We start from the raw sequence: 24,814 nt of genomic DNA on the forward strand, positions 1-24,814 counted from the left end.
GCGCCTCTGATCAAGGGTCCGCTCGGCAGGCGGGGGACGGCTGCCGGGTCACAGGGTGGGACGGAAAGACCTAGTCCTTCCCACTCTCCCAAGGGGCGGGTGCGCTCGCCCCAGACGACGTCCAGGCCGCAGGCAAAAAAACACCGGGCGGTAAACTAGATGAGCTTGGATGGCGAAACTGGGGGGCTTGTGCCCCCCATTTTTTCGTCCGATAACCGAACCGGTTCAATCGGATGACAGCAGGAGGGTGCAGCTTGCCAGACCTCAGCATTTGCATTCCTGCGTATGACATGGGAGGCGACGGCGCGCGCTTCCTCAGGGAATCTCTCGATGTCCTGAAAAAGCAGACCTTTCGGAGTTTCGAAGTGATCGTTTCGGATCAATCCGACGAGAGCGCCGTGCAAGAGGTCTGTGACGCAGCGGGCGCTGGCATGGCGGTTCGGCACCTGTGGTTCCGTGAAGGCAAGCGGCAGGCATCGGCCAATTGCAACAACGCAATCCGCCATGCCCGGGGTGATATCGTCAAAGTGCTGTTTCAGGATGATCTGCTGAGCGGGGACGATGCGCTGGAAAAGATCGCAGCGGGCTTTGCCGATCCTCACGTGTCGTGGGCCTTGTGTGGTTCGGGCGTAACCCGCGATGGCACCACGGTCGAGCGGCCGATGATCCCCCGGATGCATCCGCAGATCCATTTCGGCAAGAATACGGTGTCCAGCCCGTCGGTTCTGGCCGCTCGCCGTGACAAGGTTCTGGAGTTCGACGAAGACTTGATCTGGCTGATGGATGTGGAAATTTACCGCCGCTACGAATTGCAGTATGGCCCGCCGGCAATCCTGCCCGATACGCTGATCCTGAACCGGTTGCATGCCGGGCAGGTCAGCGCCGGCGTGACACCCGACCTGCGGCGGCGCGAACTGGCATATGTGCGTCAGAAGTTCAGCGGCTCCGAGGCTTTCCGCGACCGCCTGGCCTATTTGAAACAGGTTCTCAAGGCGCGCTAAAACAAGCGTGCAGCGTATTACATTCAGGAGGGCCGAAAGTGGACCCGATTACATCATCAATCCGCTATCTGCGCCGAGCGCTGACCCGCGCGCCATACAAGTATGATTATTTCGGTGATCATCTTGCGGTGCGCAAGAAGTATATACCCTTTCTGCATGATGACGCGTTTCAGCAGAGTTGGGAGCAGGTCTGCAAGGAAAGTGAACCGCATTGGATCGGCGGAACGCCCGACATCCGCTGGCGGGTTCATGTCTGCCTCTGGGCGGCCGAGTGCTGCTTGCGGATTGACGGGGATTTTGCCGAGTTCGGAGTCAATACCGGGCTTCTGTCGACGATGATCGTGCGAAACACCAAGTTCGATGAAAGCGGCAAGAAGTTCTTTCTGTTCGACACCTACGAGGGCATCCCGGTTGACATGGCCAGCGAAAACGAAATGGCCGGTGTCCACAAGATGAACAAGAACATGTATGCTGGAAACCCGGCCAACACCAACATCATCGAATTTGCCCGCAAACAGTTCGCGCCGCATCCCAATGTGGAGCTGGTGCAGGGATTGCTGCCGGGTTCGATTGACGAAGTTTCGTTCGATAGCCTCAGCTACATCTCGATCGATCTCAATATCACGTCGGCCGAGATTGGTGTGATCGAGGCGATCTGGGATCGGATCACGCCGGGCGGGATCATCGTTCTGGATGATTACGGCCTGTCCGGCCACGAAGAGCAGAACGCCGCGTGGAACGCGTTTGCCGCCAAGGCAGACAGGATGATCATGTCGCTGCCGACCGGGCAGGGGATCCTGATGCGCTAGCAGGAAACGCGAACAAGAACCCCGTGCCCGGTCGGCCGACCGCCTCAGAGTGGCAGATGGATCCTGAAGGTCTCGCGGATTGCCATGTCGAGCGCCGGGTCGAACTGCGCCGGCGATGGCTCGGACAGGATCTGTTCCTTTCGGGCGATCGCCTTTTCGATCAGGTCCGGTTTACCCAGTTCTGCCCATTCCTTGGGTGAGCTGCGATCTCCGAGCGCGGGATAGACGTGATCGGATTGCATCCGGCCAAGCGTCTGTTCCGTGCCGAGGTAATGCCCGCTGCCCCCGAGGCAGACTTCGGCGATCTGGTCGAGCGCCAACGTCTCGTCGGTGACTTCGATGCCACGCACACAGCGCATGGCCTGTCCGATCAGGTCATCGCCGAGGATCAGGGACTCGTGGCAGAACCCCAGCAGAGATGCATGCATTCCGGCGGCCTCATAAACCATGTTGAGCCCAGAGAGCCCGACCATAACGTTTGAACACATCTGTTCCCACCCCGCCTGCATGTCAGGCAGCTTGGCATCCGACGCACCGGCAGCAGCCCCGCCCGGCAGGTCATAGAACCGGTGCATTTGCGCGCATCCAGCGCTCAACAGGGCCTGTTCCCCCGATCCGACGGTCATTGCCCCGCTGCGCAGATCAAGCCCGAATGGCCATGTGCCAAAGATCGCTGGCGCACCCGGCTTCACCGCGTTCACATAGACCAATCCGGCAAGGCATTCGGCCACGGCCTGTACGATGGCCCCGGCGATGGTCGAAGGCGCGGTTGCCCCGGCCATACCTGCTGACAGCAGCAGCACCGGCATACCGGCCTTGATGCAGGCCTCCATCACTTCGCAGCTTTCGGTGGCGAATTTCATCGGGGGCACAACAAAGCAGTTGGAGTTCGACACAAATGGTCGTTCGAGCCACTTGTCCTCGCCACCAGCGATCATGTGCAGCATCTCGGTGGCCGGCGCGACGTAAGATGGGTCGGTAAAGGAGGTGCCGATATGTTTGAACGTGCCTGAGCAACAGGCATAGATCGTATTCAGATCCATCTCGCGATTATCGGGGATATCCCGGCAGACCATTGGGCGCTGCACAAAATGGATGTTGTCGAGCTGCTGGCAGATCCGAGAGGCATCGTGCAGATCCTGCACGGTGGAATCGCGGTATTCCCGACCATGCACGTCGACCATGTGAACGGCCGCACCGGCTGTGCCGTAGTGGACGCGTGAGCCTGACAGGTCGAGATCGGTTTTACCATCGCGACTGCACAGCATAACCGAGCGGTTGGCGCGGGCCAAAGTGTCCTCGACCAGCGCCCGGGGAAACCGGATGCGGCCGTCTTCTCCCAGTACGCATCCCGCCGCGATCAGATAGGCGACCCCGCTCTCTGGCGCGTCGGCAAGACCGATCCGTTCCAGTGCATCGAGGGCGGTATTGTGTATGCGCTCCATGTCTGCCTGCGACAGCGGATTGTATTGCCCGCCTTCAAGGCCGGGGCGAATGGGGCGCAGATGATCGGGCAAGGCCGTGGCACGGGCTGCACGGCGGGCGGCGCGGCCACCGCTGCGGGAGGCCGATGGCGAAGAAGAGCGGGAGATTTCGTTCATGTAGAGAGTCCGGTATCGGGAGGTTTCTGATCAGAGTCCAAAAAAGGAGATTTCAGATCAGGCCCGGACGGCCGCGCGCCGCGCGTCCGCGATTTGCCCCGATGGTGCGACAGACAAGAGCAACTTTGCTGAATGCGCCTTGCACGGTTTATCCTCGGATGTCCCGGTTTTTAAGGGATTTTGACAAGCCCCCTGCGTCAATCTGTTCTGTTTGCGACCCGGTTTCCTGAAAGCGAACGCTAATTTCTGCCGATTTGGGGCGAGTATCGGCAGGTTCCGGCGGAAGTGCACATCCGTGATTTGAACGTGAACACCACAATTCCCACGTTTTTGTTGTGGCGAGGGACGATTGCGCCCCTCGCCACTCAAGGAAACAGGAGATACTGAAATGAAACTCTTGACCCCTGCGCTTGTGGCCTCGGCTCTGTTGACCACACCCGCGATTGCAGGCGACTGGACCGGTGCCTATGGCGGTATCGGGATCGGGCAGACCGATGCAGACGGCCCCGGTGCTCTGGATGGTGACAACACCTCGTATGGTGTTCATCTCGGCTATGACTACGATTTCGGAGACATCGTTCTGGGTGGCGAGTTCGAATATGACCGCACCAACATATCGCTTGGAAACGGAGCTGCGCAGCTGGACAACGTGGCCCGCCTGAAACTCAAGGCTGGGTATGATTTCGGCGCGGTTCTCGGTTATGCGGTTCTGGGCGGCGCAAATGCCGATTTCTCGACGGGCAACGAAAGCGGGTATCTCTACGGGCTTGGCCTTGGGGTTCCAGTGACCGATCAGTGGTCGTTCAGCGGCGAAATTCTGCGCCATGATTTTAGCAATGTGAACGGTGCCGGCGACGCAAAGGCCGATACGCTCAACCTGCGTGCATCGTTCCGGTTCTGACCAAACCCACTCACGGTGGAACCAGAGAGGCCGGGGAAACCCGGCCTCTTTTTCATGCCGTCCTGCGCATGGCCGCGCATTGCGCGGCAAAGTCGCATAGTTTTTCCATCGCGGCGGCGAATTTCGTGTCGTCCACGGTCAATGCCACGCGGATATGCCCTGTTGCGGCCTGTCCAAAGCTTTCACCGGGCATGACCGCAATCCGGTGGGCGTCGAGCAGAGCGTTGGCGAACTCTTCGCCGGTCATCCCGGTCGCCCTGACATCCAGCATCAGATACATCGCGCCCTGCGCTGGCACGAGGCCCAGCAGATTTTGACGGGCAAGGATCTGTTGGGCAACGGCGCGGCGGGTCCTGAACGGGGCTGCGATCTCCTGTTCGAGATCACATCCCTGTTTCAGTGCATATTCTGCAGCATCTTGAATGTATCCGGGTACGCCGTAGGTCGTATGGGTCGACAGATTGATCAGGTGCTCTACCGCCTCCTGCGGGCCTACGATCCAACCGCAGCGTGACCCGGTCATGGCGTGGGATTTCGACATTGAGCCCACCACCAAAGTGCGGTCTGCCATGGCGGGCAACGCCCGAGGTGAGATGTGTTCGCCTTCCCAGACCTGCGTGTCATAAACCTCATCGGAGATCAGCCAGAGATCTCTTCGGCGGCAAACCTCCGCAATCTCCTTAAGGGTATCTTGGGAGTATACGACCCCGGTAGGGTTGTTGGGCGTGTTGATGAGCAGTGACACGGCATCTTCTGCGGCAGCATCGACATCTGCGGCTTTGGGTTGGAACGCGTTCTCGGCCCGGGCCTGCACGGCGCGGGCCGTTGCGCCAACGCCACGGATGGTGCCGGGATACGTGGCATAGTAGGGATCGAAATAGAGCGCCGTATCGCCCGCATCGCAGACCGCTGCGTGGGCCGCAAAGAGCGCGGCTTGTCCACCCGGCGTGATCACCACATTGTCGCGTGTGGTCAACACGCCGGTCCGCTCCTGAACCCGGGCGGCGACCTGGTCGCGCAGCGAAGGAATGCCGGGAACCGAGGCATAGCCGGTATGGCCGCCGCGCGCCGCGGCGTCCATCGTCGCGAGGATCGACGGGGCCGTACGGATGTCATGCTCACCAATGGTCAGCTCTGTGACGTCGATACCGTCCGAGATCATCTGACGGGACCGGTAGAAGACGTCCCATCCGTCCGATCCTCCGCCGGTCAGGTGCGTGATGCGATGCGAGAGTTTCATTATCCTGTTACCCGAGTTTCCCCGACCTGCATTTTTGGAGAGGCGCAGAGCCGATTGCCTTTGTCAATCGCGTTTGCGCTCGGGCAATGTCGCTTGCAGTTTTTTCGTCAATGCGCCGCGCACGATGTCGTATGAGCTGTGCAGGCGATGGCGCAATTCGTCCGTTTCGGTCTCCATCGGCAACCGGATCCAGCTGCGGTGGAAGTAGGGGGCCTTTTCGCCGATACCGGCCTCGATCAGCATCTGTGCAGTCTCGACATCGGGCGTCTTGACGGAAACGCCGTCTGCCATGGATCCGATGCAGGCGAACATCTTGCCGCAAACTTTCCATGCATCATGGCCTCCGCCCCAAGGGTCGGAAACTTCGGCGCCGGGCAGGGCGCGGCAGATGTCATTGATACGATCGCGGCTCATGCCGGCCAGCTTGCCGCAGAGCGGTGTGTCACTCAAGTCTTGGCGAAAACCGGGCGGCGTGATAGGTGTCGGGCCATGAACCGGATCATTCGCCTCATTACCTGCTGCATTACCTGCTGAAATTATCGCGGGCCGGTTTCTTTCGTTTTCATCGCCGAGACAAGTTGCTAAGCCCGCGCCAACGCGCAAGCCGCTGCTGTTCAAGGAAACGACCCGATGACGACAATCAAGCTGCATAACACCCGGACCAGGACGAAAGAGGATTTCGTTCCGATCGATGACGCGAATGTCCGGATGTATGTCTGTGGCCCGACGGTTTATGATCGGGCGCATCTGGGCAATGCGCGGCCCGTTGTCGTGTTTGATGTTCTCTATCGCCTATTGCGCGAGGTCTATGGGTCCGATCACGTCACATATGTGCGCAATTTCACCGATGTGGATGACAAGATCAACGCGCGTGCGGCCGAGAGCGGACGGCCGATTGGCGAGATCACCGCCGAAACAACCCAGTGGTTTTTGGATGACATGGGGGCGCTCGGCGCGCTCGAGCCCGACCACATGCCCCGGGCAACCCAGTATATCGGCCAGATGATCGCGATGATCGAAACCCTGATCGAAAAGGGTCATGCCTATGCCGCCGAGGGCCATGTTCTGTTCGCCGTGGACAGCTGGAAAGAGAAATATGGCAAGCTGTCGGGCCGGTCGGTTGACGACATGATCGCCGGCGCCCGTGTTGAGGTGGCTCCCTACAAGAGGAACCCGATGGATTTCGTGCTGTGGAAACCCTCATCCGAGGACCTGCCGGGCTGGGAAAGCCCGTGGGGCCGGGGTCGGCCGGGCTGGCATATCGAGTGCTCGGCCATGGCCCATGAACTTCTGGGCGAGAGCTTTGACATCCATGGCGGTGGCAACGACCTGATGTTCCCGCACCATGAAAACGAGATCGCTCAAAGCTGCTGCGCGCATCCGACCGGCGATTTCGCGCGTTTCTGGCTGCATAACGAGATGCTGCAGGTCGAGGGCAAGAAGATGTCCAAGTCGTTGGGCAATTTCTTCACTGTGCATGACTTGCTGGACCAGGGCGTTCCGGGCGAGGTGATCAGGTTCGTGTTCCTGTCGACCCACTATCGCAAGCCGATGGACTGGACCGAGAAGAAGGCGCGGGAGGCGGAAACGACCCTGCGCAAGTGGCGGGCGCTGACAGCGGGCATCGAGCCCGCTGCCCGCGCGGCCCCCTCTGTCATCGCGGCGCTGGCCGATGACCTCAATACGGCGGGCGCCATTGCCGAATTGCACCGGTTTGCTGCAGAAGGGGATGCCGCAGGGCTGTTGACCTCCGCGCAGATGCTGGGGCTGTTGACCGAAGAGATGGGTGCATGGGTATCCGATCAAGGGGATGTAGACCTGTCGGAGCACGAGACGCGCTTGTTCGAAGCGCGTAAGACGGCCATGGAAACCAAGGACTTCTCGGAAGTGGATCGATTGAAGGCAGGTTATGTCGCAGCGGGATTGGAAGTGCGGATGAGCAAGGCAGGTGTGGAACTCGTGCCGGGAGCGGGCTTTGATGCTGCCAAGCTGGAGGCGGTCGAATGACCAAGGAACGCCTCTTTATCTATGACACCACGCTGCGGGACGGGCAGCAGACCCACGGCGTTCAGTTTTCGACCGCGGAAAAGGTTCAGATCGCCGAGGCGCTCGATGCGTTGGGCGTCGATTATATCGAGGGCGGCTGGCCCGGCGCCAACCCGACCGACAGCGCTTTCTTCGATGCCGCCCCGAAAACAACGGCGCGGCTGACCGCCTTTGGCATGACCAAACGGTCGGGCCGGTCGGCCGAGAATGATGATGTCTTGGCGGCCGTTATGAACGCCGGCACCGGCACCGTCTGTCTTGTCGGCAAGTCACATGACTATCATGTGACCGATGCGCTGGGCATTCCGCTTGAGGAAAACGTTGAAAATGTTGCCGCCTCGATGGCGCATATCGTTGCGCAAGGCCGCGAGGCTCTGTTTGACGCCGAGCATTTCTTTGACGGCTACAAGGACAATCCCGACTATGCCCTGCAGGTCTGCAAGGCGGCGCTTGATGCCGGAGCGCGGTGGGTGGTGCTCTGCGATACCAACGGCGGCGCTCTGCCTGCCGAAGTCGGGCGGATCGTTTCCGAGGTGATCGCCGCAGGGATCCCCGGAGATCGTCTGGGAATTCACACCCATAACGACACCGAAAATGCAGTGGCCTGTTCATTGGCTGCCGTGGATGCGGGAGCCCGGCAGGTTCAAGGCACCCTCAACGGGCTCGGTGAACGGTGCGGAAATGCAAACCTGACCTCGCTGATCCCGACACTCCTGCTGAAAGAGCCTTATGCCAGCCGCCTTGAGACGGGGATCACACCGGAGGCGCTCGCCGGGCTGCGCCAGATCTCGCGGATGCTGGACGACATACTGAACCGGGTACCTATGAAACAGGCGCCCTATGTGGGGGCGTCCGCGTTTGCGCATAAGGCGGGTCTGCATGCCAGCGCCATCCTCAAGGACCCTTCGACCTACGAACATGTGGCGCCCGAAGCGATTGGCAACACCCGCGTCATCCCAATGTCGAACCAAGCCGGACAGTCGAACCTGCGCAAGCGACTTTCCGACGCGGGGATCGAGGTGGCAAAGGGAGATCCCGCCCTTGGCCGCATCCTCGACCGGATCAAGTCGCGCGAGGGCGAGGGTTATTCCTACGACACGGCTCAGGCCAGCTTCGAGTTGCTTGCCCGCGAGGAGCTGGGCCAGATGCCCGAATTCTTTGAGGTCAAGCGATACAAGGTGACGGTTGAGCGCCGCAAGAACAAGTACAACAAAATGGTCAGCCTGTCAGAGGCGGTCGTGGTCGCCAAGGTCGACGGCGAAAAACGCCTTTCGGTCAGCGAATCTCTCGACGAGACCGGCAGCGATCGCGGCCCGGTCAACGCATTGGCCAAGGCACTGGTCAAGGATCTGGGGCGCTATTCTGCGATCCTCGGTGACATGCGCCTTGTGGATTTCAAGGTCCGCATTACGCAGGGTGGAACCGAAGCGGTTACCCGCGTCATCATCGACAGCGAAGACGGGCAGGGGCGCAGCTGGTCCACCGTCGGGGTCAGCGCCAACATCGTCGATGCGTCATTCGAGGCGCTGCTGGCGGCGATCCAATGGAAACTGCTGCGCGACGGAGCAACGGTGTGATGGACTGGGACAATTTCTTTTTGGTGCACAAGGGGTTGGAACGGGAAGGACCGGGGTCGCCCGATGATGTGATCTGGACGCTCGAGCAGACCGGATTGCGGGGCGAGCTGTCGGTGTTTGACGGCGGATGCGGCCCGGGCGCGGACCTCGAGACACTGGCCGAGGCGTTGCCCGAGGCCCGGATAACCGGCGTGGACGCGCAGCCGCAATTCATCGAAGAGGCACAGGCCCGATGCGCCCGGTTCGGGGACCGCGTGCTGGCCCGGGTCGGCGACATGGCGGATCCGGGCGGACCGCACGATCTGATCTGGTCTGCCGGGGCGCTCTATTTTCTGGGCATCACCGAGGGCCTGAACCTGTGGCGCAAGGCGTTGAAACCGGGCGGTTGGGTGGCCTTTTCCGAACCCGTCATGTTGCCGGGAGAACGGACCGAGCCTGAGCTGGCATTTTGGGAAGAGTATCCGGCGATCACTGGTCTCGACGGGATCCGGGCGCGGGTCGAGGCCGCAGGTTTTTCGGTTGCCGATCACAGGCTGATCATCGGCGAGCCCTGGGCGGCATATTATGGGCCGATGCGTGAGCGCATCGCAGAGTTGCGCGCCGACAATCCCGGGACTGATCTGGCAGCGATGCTGGATCTCAACGAGCGAGAGGCGGACCTCTGGCAAGCCGCGTCTGACCGGATCGCCTATGCACTGCTGCTGGTACGGCCCGCGTGACATTCGACGCGGACCTGACCGCCTGCGCGGCCTTGGTGGAAAAGGCTGATCCTGATCGGTTTTCCGCCACGATGGCCGCGCCGGTTGCAGCCCGGCGGGTTCTGTTTCCGATCTATGCGATGAATGTTGAGGTTTCCCGGGCTCCGTGGGTGACGCAAGAGGCGATGATCGCCGAGATGCGCCTGCAGTGGTGGCGCGATGCGCTGGCCGAAATCGCCGCCGCCGGTCCGGTTCGGCGGCACGAGGTGGTAACCCCGCTGGCCCGGGCTCTGACACCGGCTCTGGCGGCCCAGCTCGATGCCTATGTGGCCGTGCGCCGTTGGGATATCTATCGCGATCCGTTCGAAGATGCCGCTCATCTCGACAGCTACATCGATCAGAGCGCTGCGACCCTGATGTGGGTGAGCACCCAGGCTTTGGGGCAGGCAGACGAGGCAACCGTGCGCAACCTCGGATATGCCGCTGGTGTTGCTGGGTTCCTGCGGGCGGTTCCTGAACTAGAGATGCGGGGCCGGGTGCCATTGTTCGACGGAACGCCCGAGGGCGTCCGAGCGCTGGCCACTTCGGCAATGGACAAGCTGAAAACTGCGCGAGCCAATAGACGTCTCATCTCAGCCCAGGCCCGGCCCGCGTTGCTCACGGCTTGGCAGGCCAGTTCGGTCCTCAGGCAGGTCATCGACGATCCGCGTCGAGTGGCTGATGGGCGGTTGGGGCAGAGCCGGTTCCACACGCACGCGGGTTTGGTCTGGCAGTCGCTCACCGGACGCTGGTGAGGCCGGTTCGGGCCGGTTTTACGCAAACCCGGCATGCCGGCACAACGCGAACGGATCAGCGTCAGGCGCGTGTTTCAGTTGGCCTCAGTGTCAGCCAGATCAGTGCACCTCCAGCCAGAACAAGGAACGGTGCCATGGCGAGGTTTACCGAGGTCCAGCCTTCGACGGGCGTGCCACCGGAACAGTTCATTAGCCCCCCGCTGGCCAGAGAGGCAAAGGTGACGCCACCAAATACCAGAAGATCGTTCAGGCCCTGCATCCGGCCGCGTTCCTCGGGGCTGTGCGCGCTTGCCAGCATTGTGGTTGCGCCGATAAAGCCGAAATTCCACCCCACGCCCAGCAGGATCAGAGCAATAAAGAAATTGTTCAGATCGACGCCCTGCAGGGCAACCGCGCCGGCGGCGGCGAGAATGACAAGACCTAAAGCTACGATCTTTTCGACCCCGAACCGGGCGATCAAGTGTCCGGTAAAAAAGGACGGGGCGAACATGGCAAGCACGTGGCCGGTAACCACATCTGCGGCATTGCCTTCGGTGAAACCGCAACCCACCACCGCCAGAGGGGTCGATGTCATCACCAGGTTCATCAACGCGTAGGACACCATGGCGCAAATCACCGCCACGGCGATCCGGGGCGTCGTGATCAGCTCCCAACGGGTGCGACCACGCGGGGCGTTCTCTGCCGGAGGAGTGGGGCGGGGAATGTCGATGAGAAAAAACAACAAGGCCCCAATCACGTTGATCGCGATCACGGCCAGATAAGTTCCCATGAACGGAACCACAAAGGCCTGGCTGGTCGCCTTGACCAATTGCGGGCCCAGCACGGCCGAAACCAGTCCGCCCGCCATCACGTACGAGATCGCCTTGGGCCGGAACGCATCGGATGCGGTATCGGCTGCAGCAAAGCGATAGAAGCCCTGCGCGCTCATATAGAACCCGGTAAAAAAGCTCCCAAGCAGGAACAGGGAGAACGAGCCGTAGTAGAGGCCGTAGGCTCCGATCAGACCGCCGAGCGCACCGCCCAGCGTGCCAATAAAGAACCCGGTTCGACGCCCCCAGCGCTGCATGATTGCCGAGATAGGTGTCGCTGCCATCATCGAGCCGAGAACGATCAGCGAGATCGGCAGCGTTGCGAGGCAGGCATTTGCCGCCAGCGATTGCCCGGCCAGTCCGCCGATGGTGAAGATCATCGGCATCTGGGCGCCAAGGAATGCCTGAGCGGCCACCAGAACGGCCACGTTCCGTTTGGCTTTGCTGTCGCTCTGCGCGGGCGAAGGCATGGGACTCGAGAGGGTCATGGCCGCATCCGTATCGGTGAATCCGGTCACTCACAAGCCGGTTGCGTGTGGGTGAGAGAGGCTTAAACTCCGATCGGATTGAGTTTCCAGAATGTGACGTTGCGTCAAAGTACGGAGAGTTGCGATGCCCGTGGGCCGCATCATCGAAACACCCGCCTGCGTGGCTGAAGGGGCGGAATGGCTGGCCGGTAGCGACCCCAGAATGGCGGCTGCGTTAGAACAGACCGGGCCGTTGCCGTTGCGGCGCAAGCCCGACGGTTTCGACCAGTTGCTCAGCGCCATCGTCAGTCAGCAGGTCAGTGTTGCCTCGGCCAACGCGATCTGGGGCCGGATGCGGGCGGCCCGTCTGACAGGTCCGCGCAAGATCCGTTGGGCCAGCGACGATGATCTGCGGGCCGTTGGGCTCAGCCGCCAGAAAATCCGCTATGCTCGGGCGCTCGCAGAGGCCGGGATCGATTACAAGTCGCTGCGGGATGCTCCGACCGAAGACGTGATCGCCACGCTTGTTGAGGTGCCCGGCATCGGAATTTGGACCGCCGAGATCTACGCGATGTTCAGCCTCGGCCGCGCGGATGTCTTTGCGCCCGGCGATCTGGCCCTGCAGGAAGCGGCGCGGATCCTGTTTGATCTGCCTGATCGGCCCAAAGAGCGTGAACTGCGCGAGATGGCCGCGGCATGGTCGCCGTGGCGGTCGGTTGCGGCCCGTTTGCTCTGGGCCTATTACCGGGTGGCAAAGGAACGGGAAGGGATCCGATGACACGAGTATTGAACGCCGGCCGGAAAGAGCCGCTTTCCGGGCAAACCCGCTCGGTCGTAGTCTTTGTGCACGGGTATGGGGCCAACGGCGCCGACCTGCTTGGGCTGGCGGACCCCTTGGGTGAGCATTTGCCCGACACTCTGTTTGTTGCCCCGGATGCGCCCGAAAGCATTCCGGGCATGCCTTTCGGCTATCAATGGTTTCCAATTCCGTGGATCGACGGCTCCTCGGAAGAGGAAGCGCGGCGCGGCATGGAAATGGCTGTCGACGATTTCAACGCCTTTCTTGATGCATTGATAGTGGATGAGGACGTGCTGCCTGAGCAGGTGGTGCTGTTCGGATTCTCGCAAGGCACGATGATGAGCCTGCACGTCGCCCCCCGCCGCGAGGATCCGGTTTCCGGGATCGTCGCGTTCTCGGGCCGTCTGCTGGAGCCTGATCTTCTGGTGGATGAGGTTGTCAGCAAGATGCCGATTTTGTTGGTTCACGGCGACGTTGACGATGTGGTGCCGCCGCAATCCTTGCCCGAAGCCGCTGACGCGCTTCAGAAGGCGGGATTCGAGGATATCTATGCGCATGTGATGAAAGGCACCGGCCACGGTATCGCGCCGGATGGGCTCAGCGTGGCGCTGGCCTTCATGCGAGACAAACTCAGCCTGTAAAATCGAAACAGGGTCAGATGATTGCGCGGCCCTTTGTTGTCGCCCTGTCGGCTATTGCCACAGCCGGCTTTCGGCGAATTCCAGCGAGTTTCCCGCCGGGTCTCGTACATAAAGAGACCGGGCGCCGTTCGGCCAGTCGAACTCGGCGTCTATCGTGACGCCCGCCTGCTCGAGCCGGGCGCGCATCGCCGTGATACCCTCGCGGTCAAGCGTGAGACAGGCATGCCCCGGCCCATGCCCGCCATGAGGCGGGACTGGCAGGCGCGGATTGGACGGTGGATTGATGGTCAGTTCAGGGTTGAAGATCAGCAGGACCGAGGCACCGGCACGAAAGAACACGCGACGGTTTGCGACCCGCTGAATTTTCTCGAGCCCGAGCAACTGCTCATAAAAGTCTTCCGCCGCATCGAGATCGCCAGCATAAAGGGCGGCTTCCAGAATGCCGGTTATCTGAGCGGTTTCGACCATACCGATACCCTATCAGCGGCGGCGTGACCTGTCAGGAGGTTGCACTTCGTCCCATGCGCCTGTGGCCAGACCGTCCAGTGTCCAGTTGCCGATCCGCCAGCGGATCAGGCGAAGAGTGGGGTGGCCGACGGCGGCCGTCATCCGCCGCACCTGTCGGTTGCGGCCTTCGCGAATAACCAGTTCGATCCAGCAATCCGGAACGGATTTCCGCACCCGGATCGGGGGCGTTCGCGGCCAGAGAACGGGCGGTTCCGATATCCGTCGAACCTTGGCCGGGCGAGTCTTGCCGTCTTTCAGGGGCACGCCGCTGCGCAGCACTTCCAACGCAGACTCTTCCGGGATGCCGTCGATCTGCACCCAATAGCTCTTGTCCATCTTGTGCTTTGGGTCGGTAATCCGGGCCTGCAGCCGACCATCATCGGTCAGCAGCATCAGCCCCTCGCTGTCCCGATCGAGGCGTCCGGCCGGGTAAACGCCGGGCAGGTCGATATAGTCAGACAGGGTAGATCTTGGAGATCCGGCGCTGCCGCGGTCAGTGAACTGGGGCAGCACGTCAAACGGCTTGTTGAAACGGATGAGCCTTGTCATGCCCCGCCATAGCCTTAGATGCTGCAATGCGCAATCAGCGGCAGCCTGTGGATTTACACACATCGTTGCACGGAAGGGGCATCAACAAATCCGCGAGATCTAGTGGAAATTGAAGGCTTGTCAGAGTTCAACCACGATATATAGTTGATTGTAAGGCTGGGGCGGGGCTCCCGTCCCGGTGTCGACAACCCTGGCAGGTTCGGGGGGCAGAGGCAGGCAGGGCACGAAGGGGAATCTGCAATGGACGGCGATTTCAGAAGCGATTTCGTAAGAGAGCCGGGGGCTCTCAAACACCATCCGGCGCTGGTGCTGAATGCGGATTACAGACCCTTGTCCTATTACCCCCTATCCCTTTGGCCATGGCAGGAGGCGATCAAAGCGGCATGGCTCGAGAGGGTGGACATCGTCGCCGAATATGACGAGGTGGTTCGCAGCCCGAGCACCGTGATACGAATACCTTCGGTTGTTGTTCTCAAAGACTATGTAAAACCTCGAAAGCGCGTGGCCTTCACGCGCTTTAATTTATTTCTGCGGGATGAATTCCATTGCCAGTATTGCGGCGGCAAGGGCGATCTGACCTTTGATCACGTGGTGCCGCGTGCCGCTGGCGGTGTGACGAGTTGGGAAAACGTCGTTGCAGCCTGTTCACCTTGCAACCTGCGCAAAGGGTCCAAGTCGCTGCGCCGTGCGGGGATGAGCCTTCGCAAACCGCCACGCCGCCCGCAAGCGGAGGAACTGCGCAATATCGGCCGCAAGTTTCCACCCAACCACCTGCACGAAAGCTGGATGGACTTCCTTTACTGGGACGCCGAACTCGACGCCTAAGCAGATCGCACGGGGTCGACCACAATCAAGCTGTTCAGTGTTTTGCCCGACGCCGGTTCCGGGCCCGTCACGCAGCTGAAGGGGCCGCCGCAGGAGCGGCTCTTTGCAGCATGCCGAAGAGATCTCTGGGGTTGTCCGGGTCGGCCAGCAGGTCAAGGGCGTGATAGAGTCCGGTTTTTTCCAGCTGATCGCGAACATAGCGCAGGGCTGAAAAATCCTCGATTGCAAACCCGACACTGTCGAAGAGCGTGATCTGCTGTTGGGATGTGCGACCGGGAACCGCGCCGGTGATCACCTGCCACAGTTCTGTTACCGGATGATCTGCATCCAGTTGCTGAATCTCGCCTTCGATCCGCGTCTGCGGTGGGTATTCGACGAAGATATCCGACCTTTGCAGGATTCCGGTCGCCAGTTCGGTCTTGCCCGGACAGTCACCGCCAATCGCGTTGATGTGGACGCCGCTGCCAACCATATTGTCGCTCAGGATGGTGGCGTTTTGCTTGTCGGCGGTGCAGGTGGTCAGGATCTGGGCCCCCTCGATGGCTTCTTCGGGGCTGGCGCAGGTGACAACGTCGATGTCCTGAGATTTCAGGTTGCGGGCGCATTTGATTGTCGCGGCCGGATCGGAATCAAAGAGCCGCACCGATTTCAGTCCGCAGATCGCCTTCATCGCAAGGGTCTGGAACTCGGACTGAGCCCCGTTTCCGATCATTGCCATCGTGTCCGCGCCTTTCGGAGCAAGATGCTTGGCGACCATCGCAGAGGTTGCGGCCGTGCGCAGAGCGGTGAGCAGGGTCATCTCGCTTAGAAGCACCGGGTAGCCGGTATCCACATCTGCCAGCAGACCAAAGGCAGTCACTGTCTGCAGGCCCTCGCTGGTATTCTTGGGGTGGCCGTTGACGTATTTGAACCCATACATTTCGCCATCCGAAGTCGGCATGAGTTCAATGACGCCGACCTCGGAGTGCGATGCGACGCGCGGGGTCTTGTCGAACAATTCCCAGCGGGCAAAGTCGTGCTCGATGTACTCTGCCAGTCCCCGCAACATGGTTTCGATGCCGATCCGGTGGATTAGCTGCATCATGTGGTCGACGGACACGAACGGGACAAGGGCCTTGTCCGATGGGGTCAGGTCATTGGGTTTGAAAGTGCTCATCGGAATACCTCAGGAATAAGCGCTGGTGGGACGGTCAAACACGCGGCGACCAAGGGCCGAGGCCGCAAGATCGACCATCATCTGCGCGGTGCGTCCGCGTTCGTCGAGAAACGGGTTGAGTTCGACCAGATCAAGCGAAGTCATCAGCCCACTGTCCGAAATCATTTCCATCACGAGATGTCCTTCGCGGATGGTAGCACCGCCGGGAACCGTGGTGCCGACCGCTGGGGCGATCATCGGATCGAGAAAATCCACATCGAGCGAAACATGAAGCATACCGTTTGCTGCAGCCACCCCGGCAAGGAAGTCCTCGAGCGGTTTGGCGATTCCTGTCTCGTCGATCTTGCGCATGTCGTGAAAGTCGATCTGCGTGCGTTGCAGCGCTTCGCGTTCGGCGGGGTCAACCGATCGCAGCCCGAGGATGCAGATGTTTTCCTGCGGCACGGGATTGGTAATCGGGGGAAAGCCGGCAAACCCCGGGCGGCCGGTTACGTAGCCCAGTGGTGTACCGTGCAGGTTTCCCGACGCGGTGGTGTCGGGCGTGTGAAAATCACTGTGCGCATCTAACCAGAGTACGAAAAGCGGGCGCCCGGCCTGTGCGGCATGGTTGGCGGCGCCGGCGACACTGCCCAGCGACAGGGCATGGTCGCCACCAAGAAAGATGGGAATCCCTCGGGGCAGGGCCTCTTCGGCGGTGCGGATCAACCGGTTGGTCCACCCAATCGTGCGGCTGGGCTGATAGAGATGACCATCATCGGGCTCGGGCCCATGGGCTGCAGGTGTCAGGTTGCCAAGATCCTCGACTTTGTGGCCAAGCCCGGACAGGGCCTCGGCCAAGCCGGCGGTTCGAAAGGAGTCTGGCCCCATGAGACAGCCTTGGCGACGTTTGCCGCTGTCTACAGGCGCACCAATCAGAATGCAGTTTTGAGTCGACATCGAAAATCCGCCTTTTTGTTGCTTCTTTTCAGGATCTGGACAAATTGCGTTGAAGAGAAGGGTCGTTTTTGGCCATAATGATCGGTGAATATTCATTACGGAGGGAGAAATGGACAAAACGGATGAGCGGTTAATCGCGGCGTTGCGCCACAATGCACGTGCGTCACTGTCTGATCTCGCTCTGCAACTGAACCTGTCGCGCACCACGGTACGAGCCCGGATAGAGCGCCTCTTGCAGCGCGGAGACATCCTCGGATTTACCATAGTTTTGAAAGAGGACGTTCTTCAGGATCCGGTGCGCGGCCTGATGATGATCGGCATCGAAGGGCGCGGTGCTGGGCGTATCACGCGTCAGCTACAGGGGCTCAAGGAGGTTCGGGCGATCCACTCGACCAACGGGAGGTGGGATCTGATCGTGGAGCTGGGAACGGAAACACTGGAGGATCTGGACACGGCACTGGCTAAGATCCGCACCTATGACGGTGTGCAGATCAGTGAAACCAGCCTGCTTCTATCGACCAAGAAATCGACCTGAGAGGATGAACAGCGGCCTCATTTTGCATGGTCACAAAAGAGTGAACCGGATTATCTGAACTGCTTTGAAATTCTTCCCGTGCCGAATTGTGACGGCAATAAGGCATTGAAATACTTCATTTTTGAGAGAGATGAGGTTTCGAAGCCCTGCGCCAAAACCAGCGCATCCAACCAAAGCGGTCGGCAGGCAGGTGACAAAAATAGTGATCTGTTCCTCAAAGCTCCTCCGTAACAGCGGCATTCACATTGCGCCGGGCAGACACAGTCGCGGCCATCAGAGGAGGAAAGTGAATGCCTGGAACACAGACCATCAAAGAACTCGCTGCCGGCAATCCGGATTTTTCAATTCTCGTTTCGGCCCTGAGCTATCTCGACACTCAATTAAACGCCGGACTGCTTGATCTGCTTGATGCTGACTCGACCGACGCCACGGTCTTCGCTCCGACCAACGCAGCTTTTGGAAAACTCGCTCAGGATCTCGGGTTTGCAGGTGACGCGGGCAACACCAGCGACGTAACCGCATTTCTCGTTGCCAATGTTCCTGCAGAGCTACTTCTTCAAGTCGTCCAGTATCACGTTTCGCCAGGAACACAGCTGGCTGCAGACGTTGCCGCTGCGACCGAGTTGGCGACGCTGAACCCGTCAATGGCCACTATCGGGGTCGATCTGCCGACGCTGGTGGACAACGAACCCGACCTCCTTGATCCGACCCTCGTAAGCACGGACAACATGGCCAGCAACGGTGTTGTTCACGCGATTGACCGCGTATTGCTGCCGGTCGACCTGCCGGGGAACGATGCGCCCACAATCACGGGCATTCTCAACGCCAGCGGGTCGGGCTTTGATCAGAACGCTGCCGATTTTGATATCCTGCGCACGGCTGTTGAGACTGCGAAACTCGACGGGCTTCTGGATGACAGTTCGATCGACGTTACCGCGTTTGCACCGACTGACGGGGCTTTTGTGAACCTTGCGCAGGCTCTTGGTTACGGCCAGTCGGACGAAGAAGGAGCTTGGGGATACCTTGTCGAAGCTCTGACTCTTCTCGGGGGCGGAGACCCGATCCCGCTGCTGACTCAGGTGCTGCAGTATCACGTGGCCGGCGAAAGCCTGCAGGCCAGCCAGGTGCTGTCTTCGATGACCATTCCGACCCTTCAGGGCGGGTCTTTGGGTGTGAACGGTACCCAGCTTCAGGACGCGGATCCGGACATTGCCGACCCGAATATCATCGTGACCGATATCCAGGCTGCGAACGGGATCGTGCATGGTATTGACGGAGTTCTGCTCCCGGCTGATCTGCTGCAATCCAACGGTAGCAACGATGTCGATTTCATCATCGGTGGAAACGGTGGAGAAAAGTTCATCACCGGACGGGATCACGATTTGATCGATGGCAACGGTGGCGACGACCTCATTTTTGCCGGCAATGGCAAAGACGTGGCTTTCGGCGGAACCGGTGACGACCTCCTGCATGGTGGCAGAGGCATGGACCAGCTCTCGGGGAATGAAGGGAACGATGTATTGATCGGTGCCCGGGGTTCGGATGTGCTGAATGGCGGGGCAGGTAACGATGACCTGCTGGGCGGCCGTGGCAATGACATCCTGAACGGCGGCAAAGGCAATGACATCCTGTTCGGCAATGGTGGAGCCGATACCTTTGTGATCGAGAAAAACAGCGGGTTCGACACGATCGTCGACTTCGGGGTTGGCAAGGACAAGATCGACCTTCGGGACTTCGCGATTGAGGGCGGTTTCCACGCCATCGAAGAGGACATCAACGAAGGCCTTCTCGGAACATCGGTCGAACTCGGAGACGGGTCCGCGCTTTATGTTGTGGGGCTGGGTGGCGTTCACCTCGGCGCGGACGACTTCATCTTCTGAAGCCACTGAATTTTGATCTTCAGGCGCCCCGTTCTCGGGGCGTCTGTTTATTTTTCTGGTAGGCGCGCAACCATTAGCCAGATGCCGGCAAGAGCAAGCGAGATGATCCCGTTCCACGTCGCCATCGACAGGCCAATGAATTCCCACGGGATGTCATCGCAGCGGACAAGCGGGGCGGACATGATCTGCTCCATAAGCTGCTCAGGGGTCAGCCCACCGATCGGTCCCGAGGTGCATGTGCTCGGACCTTCCCACCAGCCCTGTTCCACACCGCTGTGATAAAAGCCGATGGCCGATGTCGTAAGCGCAGCAACCGCACCCAGCAGGGGCAGGACCCGTCCGGGCAGCAGCAGGGCCAGAATTCCGATCAGGACGGCCACCCCATGCGGGTATCGCTGCCAGATGCACATTTTGCAGGGCGCAAGACCACCGATATGCTGAAAGCCCCACGCCCCCAGCAACATTGCGGCGGATCCGCCGGCCGCCAAGAGGACAAGCAGTTTGCGGTTGGTCATGTAAACCTATCTCCCTGCAGGGCTCCGTCAGAAGTAGCGAACCGCCGCGAAGCCACCGATCAGCAGCACGATGAACAATGTGAACAGGAGGCCAAGCCGCTTTTCAATGAATTCGCGGATTGGGTCGCCGAACCCCCAGAGCAATCCGGCAACGACGAAGAACCGCAATGCCCGGGCCAGAATCGAAGTGGCGATGAACGTGCCCAATGGCATGCCGGTCCAGCCTGACATGATCGTAATCACCTTGTAGGGGAAGGGCGTGACGCCGGCGGTCAGGACCGCCCAGAACCCGAAATCGTTGAAGCGGGTGTTAAAGGCTTCCATGGCCTCTCCCTTGCCCATTGCCTCAAGGATCGGCGCGCCGATGCTGTCGTAGAAGAAGGCGCCGATGGCATAGCCCAGCATGCCGCCAAGAACCGAGGCCACCAGCGCCACCGAGGCAATCAACCAGGCCCGAGATGGCCGGGCCAGAATCATCGGGATCATCAGGACATCCGGCGGAATTGGGAAAAACGAACTTTCCACAAAGGCCACGAGCGCCAACACCCAGAGTGCATTGGGGTGATCGGCCATGCTGATGGTACGGTCGTATAGCGATCTGAGCATCTGCGGTGAAATTCCTGACCGGTCCTGCCTGTTGCGGAAGGGGTAACCATGTGTCCGGGCCCGGGTCAACCGTCCTTGGCAAAATCAACAAACTCCGCGCGTTTTACCTCTGGACCTGCGCCGCGCGGGGCGGTAGGTCAGGGGACGTGCCCAAGTGGCGGAATGGTAGACGCAGGGGATTCAAAATCCCCCGCCTTCACGGGCGTGAGAGTTCGAGTCTCTCCTTGGGCACCAATGACTTAGCCGATTTTGGCGAGTCACCGCAAAATCTCTGTGATGTCATTGTGATGCAAGTTAAGGTGAACCTGTAGCGCGGCCTAGTAACCGATGCTCGGCGTGACGCGCGCTGATCTGGCCTCGACGAACAGCGGCGCTGCAACAGTTCTCCCCGGCGTTTGTCCAGTTCGCCGGATACGTCACCAGATCAGCGCATGCTCGAAGACGGTGACGAAAAGGCCCCGCTCAACGGCGGGGCCTTTTTCGTTTCACTTCAGCCGGTCGGGTATCTTCGGGAACCGCGACAAGGCGGTCGGGTTAACTCGCTCGACGGGTCGCGAACGCTTTCCGACGACCTCTTCGTCAACTCGCCTGACATCGTCGGTGACGTTCCCCTTCTCGATGTGAGCCTCGAGCACGTAGAGCAGCACGGCGTCGATGTTCCCTTCGGGGCTGCTGTCGATCCGGTCATAAAGAACCTTGTGATCATGCCACTTCACGAACGGGCCTCGCTCGCGCCAATACGTGAAGGCCGCCCCCCATGTGTTGAACCGCCAGCCGAACAGGATCGCCGGGGGGCGCTCGATCTTTCGCCGGGTTTTGCCTGCCTTCTGACGCAGTTCCCGAATGTGCTGCTCGATAGGAACATCAGGGCGGGTTTTCAGACGTTGATATAATGCGGCATAACCGACTTCGAAGCGGTTCGCGACATGGGTTAGGTTGATGAACGGTCTGCCGTTCACGTAAACGAGATTTTTCACCTGCCGTTTGATCGCCTCTTCGCATGCCTGCTCCCAAGTGTAGTTGACGGATCGCATCAAAAGGCGGACGGGTTCGCTAGAAATACCGAATTTGGTGTAGACCTCCGTCTTTGAGTCGTAATGCTCGCCGCGAAACGACACAGGGGGCCTAGTGGATTTGATCGCGGCTTCGACAGCATCTTCAAATGAGAGACCTCGGCGTTCGTGTCCATTGACGGTAGACCGATGAATACCGAACTTTGAAAAAACATGCGCCTTCTGAGCGTAGTTTTCCCCTCGAAACGTCACGGGGGCAGTCGTCCCCTTGTTTGGCGTCGTCAAAGCCCGTTCCAGCGTCCAACCCCCACGAAGTCTAGCCTGCGCTGTGTCGAGCGGCAGGCCCCACGCCTCGGCCCGTGCCTTCTGACTTGGGTATTCGGTGCCTAGATGGTCCTTGCATGGAATACTTGGCATAACATTTCCTCCTAGTCTTGAGGGCTGCCCGGCTCTGGGCAGCCCTGAAGCCTCGTCACTGCTTGCGACGTTTGGCGTAGGGGTTGAAGTCGAGAACGGCCTGCATGTGCGCCTTGCGCCCGTGAGGGTAGCCGTCGAGCGAGTCGAGGTCATTCCGCCATGCCTCGTAACAGTTGATGTAAACCTGCCAGTCAGCGCGCCGCAGCATGTCAGCGTTGACATCGGCCCGGTTCCGGTAGGCCAGCCGCTGCCCCGACTTTTCCCACGAATACCAGCCGTAGACAGGGTCGAACTCTTCACCTGCGACGGTGCCGTGTCGCCCGCGCACGGCCTCGAGGAACGGCAACGCCTCGACCCCGTCCCTGATCAGGATGAACAGCATGACGGTCGCGGCAACGGCGGTCGGCTTCGGTGTTTTCTTCGTCGCCAGTTTCCCGGTCGAGTCTTCGATCTCCACCTTGTCGCCGAACATCAGGCTATCAAGCATCCCGATCTCTTCTCGGGCCTCGTCGAGGGCTGCTTTCAGGTTGAAGTCTGCCCGCTTGATGACGCCGAACTCGCCGTGCGCGAGGTTGCGGATCATACGCAGGCCACCCTCGAGCCAACCCGCGCCCATAATCAGGGCACTCGACGGCATCATCTGCAACTCGCGCATGGTGCCGAACACCTCGTCGCCCAAGTTCTTCACGGCCTCGCTCGCGTCGAACATCTCGTAGAGGGCGACGACATCGTCGAGCGTTTCGGCTTCCCATTCCGTGATGTTCACGAACTCGGGCTTCTGGGCCGGGTCATCTTGCAAATCGTCGTTCCAGACCTGACGGCGCGTGTGCCCGTTCAGCAGGTAGTCTTTGCCGTCTGCGATACAGTGCACGACATCGAACTCGAGATGCGGGGGCTGCAGAATGGCAAGGTGCGCCGCAGATGCGTGCCCTGCGCGCCCGTCTGTGTTCCGCTGATGCGGGTTGTTCAGGTAGACATCGAGGTCTGACCGGGCGCAGCCGTCACGGGTGCGGATTTTGCGGGCCTGCACAGGCCCCGGCAGGGTTTTCAGAACACTGGCCTCGCCGTCATCAGGCAAGCCGGTATTGATCGCGTCAGGCGACGCGCTACTCAAAAGAGCATTCATTTCATTCTCCAATGCGAATGCGGGTTTCGGTCTACTGGACCTCGTCAGTGCCCCGTCGTGTCAGGGGCAGACCCGCAGGGCGGGGCAGCGGGCCAGCTTCGCGGCGCTGCGACGCTTGTTCGCCAGCTTCACGCGACGCCGCCATTCGGGTTGCGTTTCAGCTTCGATGACGCGCGTCATCAGGAACATGCGAACGGGTCTGCCGCCTGCGTAGTGGTTTTTCATGATGCCGTCAGGTTCGCCTAGAAAGTCGCGGATCATGGACTCTGTCCAAGAGCGTTTCTTCAGGTCGCCACTGTGGGCGTAGTCACGCCTGCGGTGCGTGTTGATAAAGTTCATTGCCTCGGTCCTTTCGCGGTGTGAGGGCGTTTTGATGAACCGAACGTGGGTCGAGCGAGCGAGATGCGCAAGAGAAAAATCGTATTAAATCAGTGTGTTACGAAACTTGTCCTGAACTGAGGGCGATCAAAACGTCACGCTCGATGCAATGTTTTCAACGCCTTTGTCGGCAAGCCCGTTTCCGGCCTGTGACGAAATGGGGTCGAACTTTCTGCATCGAGGGTTCGGCGTTTCGTAACGAACCGTGACGCTTCGGTCTGCCTCAGTTAGGGGCGTGATTCCCGTATCGCGACCTGCTGCTCGAACCACTTCGTCACGGCAGGCGGTGCGCCCCGGTCGCGGCAATAGGCGGCCATGACCTCGACATCGAGCATGCCGGCGTTCGGGTCGTCGTCGATGCTGCTCATGAACCAGTCGTGAAAGCTGCGCCGGGGCCGGTAATCATCGAGCCTGATCACGTTGTCAGGCGTGGGCGGGTCATGTATCAATTCGGTCATCAGCAACTTCCTTCACCGTGTTTGCTGTTTTCGCGCCGCTCAGGGGTCGAGACCTGAGCGGCGCTTTTCATTTTTTCTTCGAGGCAGCGGTGATCAGCGCAGCCTGTTTTTTCCAGTATTTCGTGATCTCTTCGTGGCCTTTATCGACCATCTTCTGAGCGGCCTCGGGGCCATGTTGACGGCGGGCTTTCTCGAGGAACGGGCGCGACATCGACGGCGACCCGGCGACAGGGAATCCCCGGCGCATGTGCGGCTTTCGGCCTTCGCGGCTTTCGATCATGCCCGTCAGGTTGCCGCTCGTGACATAGCTAGGCCAGCCGCCTTCTTTAGTGATCTTCTTTGCCCGCTTGGCGCGGATTCGTTTCATGATGCTGTATTTGTTGCCGCGCACATCGAGGTTGTTCATCGTGACCGCCTTGCGAGTCTTGTCGCGCAGGTATCCGGCCCCCTTGAACGACGAGGCGAGGCCGATGCGCTTCAGTTCCTTCGGGTCTGCGATTTCTTTCAAAGCCTCTTCGAGTTCCAAGGCC

At 60.2% G+C, this 24,814-nt stretch carries 27 protein-coding genes and 1 tRNA gene; 13 read left to right on the forward strand and 15 right to left on the reverse strand.

Features of this window, described 5'->3' with window-relative positions; translation table 11 throughout:
• Positions 1-254: 254 nt before the first annotated feature.
• Entirely contained in the window at positions 255-1,001 is a 747-nt protein-coding gene (locus ACP15U_RS11720) for a glycosyltransferase family 2 protein (protein WP_425045328.1), read from the forward strand.
• A 38-nt stretch (positions 1,002-1,039) separates the two neighbouring features.
• Entirely contained in the window at positions 1,040-1,810 is a 771-nt protein-coding gene (locus ACP15U_RS11725) for a TylF/MycF/NovP-related O-methyltransferase (RefSeq protein WP_425045329.1), read from the forward strand.
• A gap of 44 nt (positions 1,811-1,854) precedes the next feature.
• Here ACP15U_RS11725 and ACP15U_RS11730 read toward each other — a convergent pair whose 3' ends face one another.
• Positions 1,855-3,411 (reverse strand): trimethylamine methyltransferase family protein, encoded by a 1,557-nt coding sequence (locus tag ACP15U_RS11730; RefSeq protein ID WP_425045330.1) that lies wholly within the window; start codon positions 3,409-3,411, stop codon positions 1,855-1,857.
• 388 nt (positions 3,412-3,799) lie between these two features.
• Here ACP15U_RS11730 and ACP15U_RS11735 point away from each other — a divergent pair, with 388 nt between their 5' ends.
• Positions 3,800-4,312 (forward strand): outer membrane protein, encoded by a 513-nt coding sequence (locus tag ACP15U_RS11735; RefSeq protein WP_425045331.1) that lies wholly within the window; start codon positions 3,800-3,802, stop codon positions 4,310-4,312.
• A gap of 52 nt (positions 4,313-4,364) precedes the next feature.
• Here the strand turns inward: ACP15U_RS11735 and ACP15U_RS11740 are convergent, their stop codons facing one another.
• Together ACP15U_RS11740 and ACP15U_RS11745 are read right to left on the reverse strand one after the other, a co-directional pair.
• A complete protein-coding gene (locus ACP15U_RS11740) occupies positions 4,365-5,552 on the reverse strand; it encodes a pyridoxal phosphate-dependent aminotransferase (protein WP_425045332.1) in 1,188 nt (395 codons plus the stop codon).
• Positions 5,553-5,615: 63 nt separating this feature from the next.
• Positions 5,616-5,966 carry an MmcQ/YjbR family DNA-binding protein gene (locus tag ACP15U_RS11745; RefSeq protein ID WP_425045333.1) on the reverse strand — a complete coding sequence of 117 codons (351 nt, stop codon included), beginning with the start codon at positions 5,964-5,966 and terminating at the stop codon, positions 5,616-5,618.
• 216 nt (positions 5,967-6,182) lie between these two features.
• On the opposite strand from ACP15U_RS11745, the gene cysS reads away from it, so the two are divergent.
• Genes cysS through ACP15U_RS11765 form a run of 4 tightly spaced genes read left to right on the forward strand, consistent with a single transcriptional unit; the run spans position 6,183 to position 10,667 of the window.
• Positions 6,183-7,559, forward strand: coding sequence for a cysteine--tRNA ligase (gene cysS / locus ACP15U_RS11750; protein WP_425045334.1), 1,377 nt, complete (start codon positions 6,183-6,185; stop codon positions 7,557-7,559).
• Entirely contained in the window at positions 7,556-9,175 is a 1,620-nt protein-coding gene (gene cimA / locus ACP15U_RS11755) for a citramalate synthase (RefSeq protein WP_425045335.1), read from the forward strand. The genes cysS and cimA overlap by 4 nt, the downstream gene beginning before the upstream one ends.
• The gene (locus ACP15U_RS11760; RefSeq protein WP_425045336.1) at positions 9,175-9,894 is read left to right on the forward strand and encodes a class I SAM-dependent methyltransferase; all 720 of its coding nucleotides are present in this window, start codon (positions 9,175-9,177) and stop codon (positions 9,892-9,894) included. The genes cimA and ACP15U_RS11760 overlap by 1 nt, the downstream gene beginning before the upstream one ends.
• Positions 9,891-10,667, forward strand: coding sequence for a squalene/phytoene synthase family protein (locus tag ACP15U_RS11765; protein WP_425045337.1), 777 nt, complete (start codon positions 9,891-9,893; stop codon positions 10,665-10,667). The genes ACP15U_RS11760 and ACP15U_RS11765 overlap by 4 nt, the downstream gene beginning before the upstream one ends.
• Before the next feature lie 61 nt (positions 10,668-10,728).
• On the opposite strand, the gene ACP15U_RS11770 is transcribed toward ACP15U_RS11765, so the two are convergent.
• A complete protein-coding gene (locus ACP15U_RS11770; protein ID WP_425045338.1) occupies positions 10,729-11,964 on the reverse strand; it encodes an MFS transporter in 1,236 nt (411 codons plus the stop codon).
• Positions 11,965-12,088: 124 nt separating this feature from the next.
• On the opposite strand from ACP15U_RS11770, the gene ACP15U_RS11775 reads away from it, so the two are divergent.
• Positions 12,089-12,721: a DNA-3-methyladenine glycosylase family protein gene (locus ACP15U_RS11775; RefSeq protein ID WP_425045339.1), complete on the forward strand. Its 633-nt coding sequence runs from the start codon at positions 12,089-12,091 to the stop codon at positions 12,719-12,721.
• Complete coding sequence (locus ACP15U_RS11780; RefSeq protein WP_425045340.1) at positions 12,718-13,383, forward strand: alpha/beta hydrolase; 666 nt, start codon at positions 12,718-12,720, stop codon at positions 13,381-13,383. The genes ACP15U_RS11775 and ACP15U_RS11780 overlap by 4 nt, the downstream gene beginning before the upstream one ends.
• Before the next feature lie 51 nt (positions 13,384-13,434).
• On the opposite strand, the gene ACP15U_RS11785 is transcribed toward ACP15U_RS11780, so the two are convergent.
• Entirely contained in the window at positions 13,435-13,851 is a 417-nt protein-coding gene (locus ACP15U_RS11785) for a VOC family protein (protein ID WP_425045341.1), read from the reverse strand.
• 12 nt (positions 13,852-13,863) lie between these two features.
• Positions 13,864-14,439 carry a pseudouridine synthase gene (locus tag ACP15U_RS11790; RefSeq protein WP_425045342.1) on the reverse strand — a complete coding sequence of 192 codons (576 nt, stop codon included), beginning with the start codon at positions 14,437-14,439 and terminating at the stop codon, positions 13,864-13,866.
• A gap of 240 nt (positions 14,440-14,679) precedes the next feature.
• Here ACP15U_RS11790 and ACP15U_RS11795 point away from each other — a divergent pair, with 240 nt between their 5' ends.
• Positions 14,680-15,264, forward strand: coding sequence for an HNH endonuclease (locus ACP15U_RS11795; protein ID WP_425045343.1), 585 nt, complete (start codon positions 14,680-14,682; stop codon positions 15,262-15,264).
• A 67-nt stretch (positions 15,265-15,331) separates the two neighbouring features.
• Here ACP15U_RS11795 and ACP15U_RS11800 read toward each other — a convergent pair whose 3' ends face one another.
• Both ACP15U_RS11800 and rocF read right to left on the reverse strand, forming a co-directional pair.
• Entirely contained in the window at positions 15,332-16,420 is a 1,089-nt protein-coding gene (locus ACP15U_RS11800) for an ornithine cyclodeaminase (protein WP_425045344.1), read from the reverse strand.
• 9 nt (positions 16,421-16,429) lie between these two features.
• Positions 16,430-17,356, reverse strand: a complete 927-nt coding sequence (rocF, locus tag ACP15U_RS11805) for an arginase (RefSeq protein WP_425045345.1) — start codon at positions 17,354-17,356, stop codon at positions 16,430-16,432.
• Between the two features lie 109 nt (positions 17,357-17,465).
• Between rocF and ACP15U_RS11810 the strand changes: the two genes are divergently transcribed.
• Positions 17,466-17,891: an Lrp/AsnC family transcriptional regulator gene (locus ACP15U_RS11810; RefSeq protein WP_425045346.1), complete on the forward strand. Its 426-nt coding sequence runs from the start codon at positions 17,466-17,468 to the stop codon at positions 17,889-17,891.
• A 290-nt stretch (positions 17,892-18,181) separates the two neighbouring features.
• Positions 18,182-19,771, forward strand: coding sequence for a fasciclin domain-containing protein (locus tag ACP15U_RS11815; protein WP_425045347.1), 1,590 nt, complete (start codon positions 18,182-18,184; stop codon positions 19,769-19,771).
• Positions 19,772-19,818: 47 nt separating this feature from the next.
• Here the strand turns inward: ACP15U_RS11815 and ACP15U_RS11820 are convergent, their stop codons facing one another.
• The gene (locus ACP15U_RS11820) at positions 19,819-20,286 is read right to left on the reverse strand and encodes a disulfide bond formation protein B (RefSeq protein WP_425045348.1); all 468 of its coding nucleotides are present in this window, start codon (positions 20,284-20,286) and stop codon (positions 19,819-19,821) included.
• Positions 20,287-20,313: 27 nt separating this feature from the next.
• On the reverse strand, positions 20,314-20,892 hold the full coding sequence (locus ACP15U_RS11825; RefSeq protein WP_425045349.1) for a YqaA family protein: 579 nt from the start codon (positions 20,890-20,892) through the stop codon (positions 20,314-20,316).
• Between the two features lie 148 nt (positions 20,893-21,040).
• On the opposite strand from ACP15U_RS11825, the gene ACP15U_RS11830 reads away from it, so the two are divergent.
• A tRNA-Leu gene (locus ACP15U_RS11830) sits at positions 21,041-21,126 on the forward strand.
• Positions 21,127-21,377: 251 nt separating this feature from the next.
• Here ACP15U_RS11830 and ACP15U_RS11835 read toward each other — a convergent pair.
• The 5 genes from ACP15U_RS11835 to ACP15U_RS11855 all read right to left on the reverse strand — a co-directional run bounded on the left by ACP15U_RS11835 (position 21,378) and on the right by ACP15U_RS11855 (position 24,810).
• The gene (locus ACP15U_RS11835) at positions 21,378-22,322 is read right to left on the reverse strand and encodes a hypothetical protein (RefSeq protein WP_425045350.1); all 945 of its coding nucleotides are present in this window, start codon (positions 22,320-22,322) and stop codon (positions 21,378-21,380) included.
• A 55-nt stretch (positions 22,323-22,377) separates the two neighbouring features.
• On the reverse strand, positions 22,378-23,448 hold the full coding sequence (locus ACP15U_RS11840; protein WP_425045351.1) for a hypothetical protein: 1,071 nt from the start codon (positions 23,446-23,448) through the stop codon (positions 22,378-22,380).
• Positions 23,449-23,508: 60 nt separating this feature from the next.
• Positions 23,509-23,787 carry a hypothetical protein gene (locus ACP15U_RS11845; RefSeq protein ID WP_425045352.1) on the reverse strand — a complete coding sequence of 93 codons (279 nt, stop codon included), beginning with the start codon at positions 23,785-23,787 and terminating at the stop codon, positions 23,509-23,511.
• Between the two features lie 266 nt (positions 23,788-24,053).
• Positions 24,054-24,284, reverse strand: a complete 231-nt coding sequence (locus ACP15U_RS11850) for a hypothetical protein (RefSeq protein WP_425045353.1) — start codon at positions 24,282-24,284, stop codon at positions 24,054-24,056.
• A 67-nt stretch (positions 24,285-24,351) separates the two neighbouring features.
• Complete coding sequence (locus tag ACP15U_RS11855; protein ID WP_425045354.1) at positions 24,352-24,810, reverse strand: hypothetical protein; 459 nt, start codon at positions 24,808-24,810, stop codon at positions 24,352-24,354.
• Between the last annotated feature and the right edge of the window lie 4 nt (positions 24,811-24,814).

The organism is Primorskyibacter sp. S87 (assembly GCF_049801055.1).
Lineage (GTDB): Bacteria > Pseudomonadota > Alphaproteobacteria > Rhodobacterales > Rhodobacteraceae > JBNAGF01.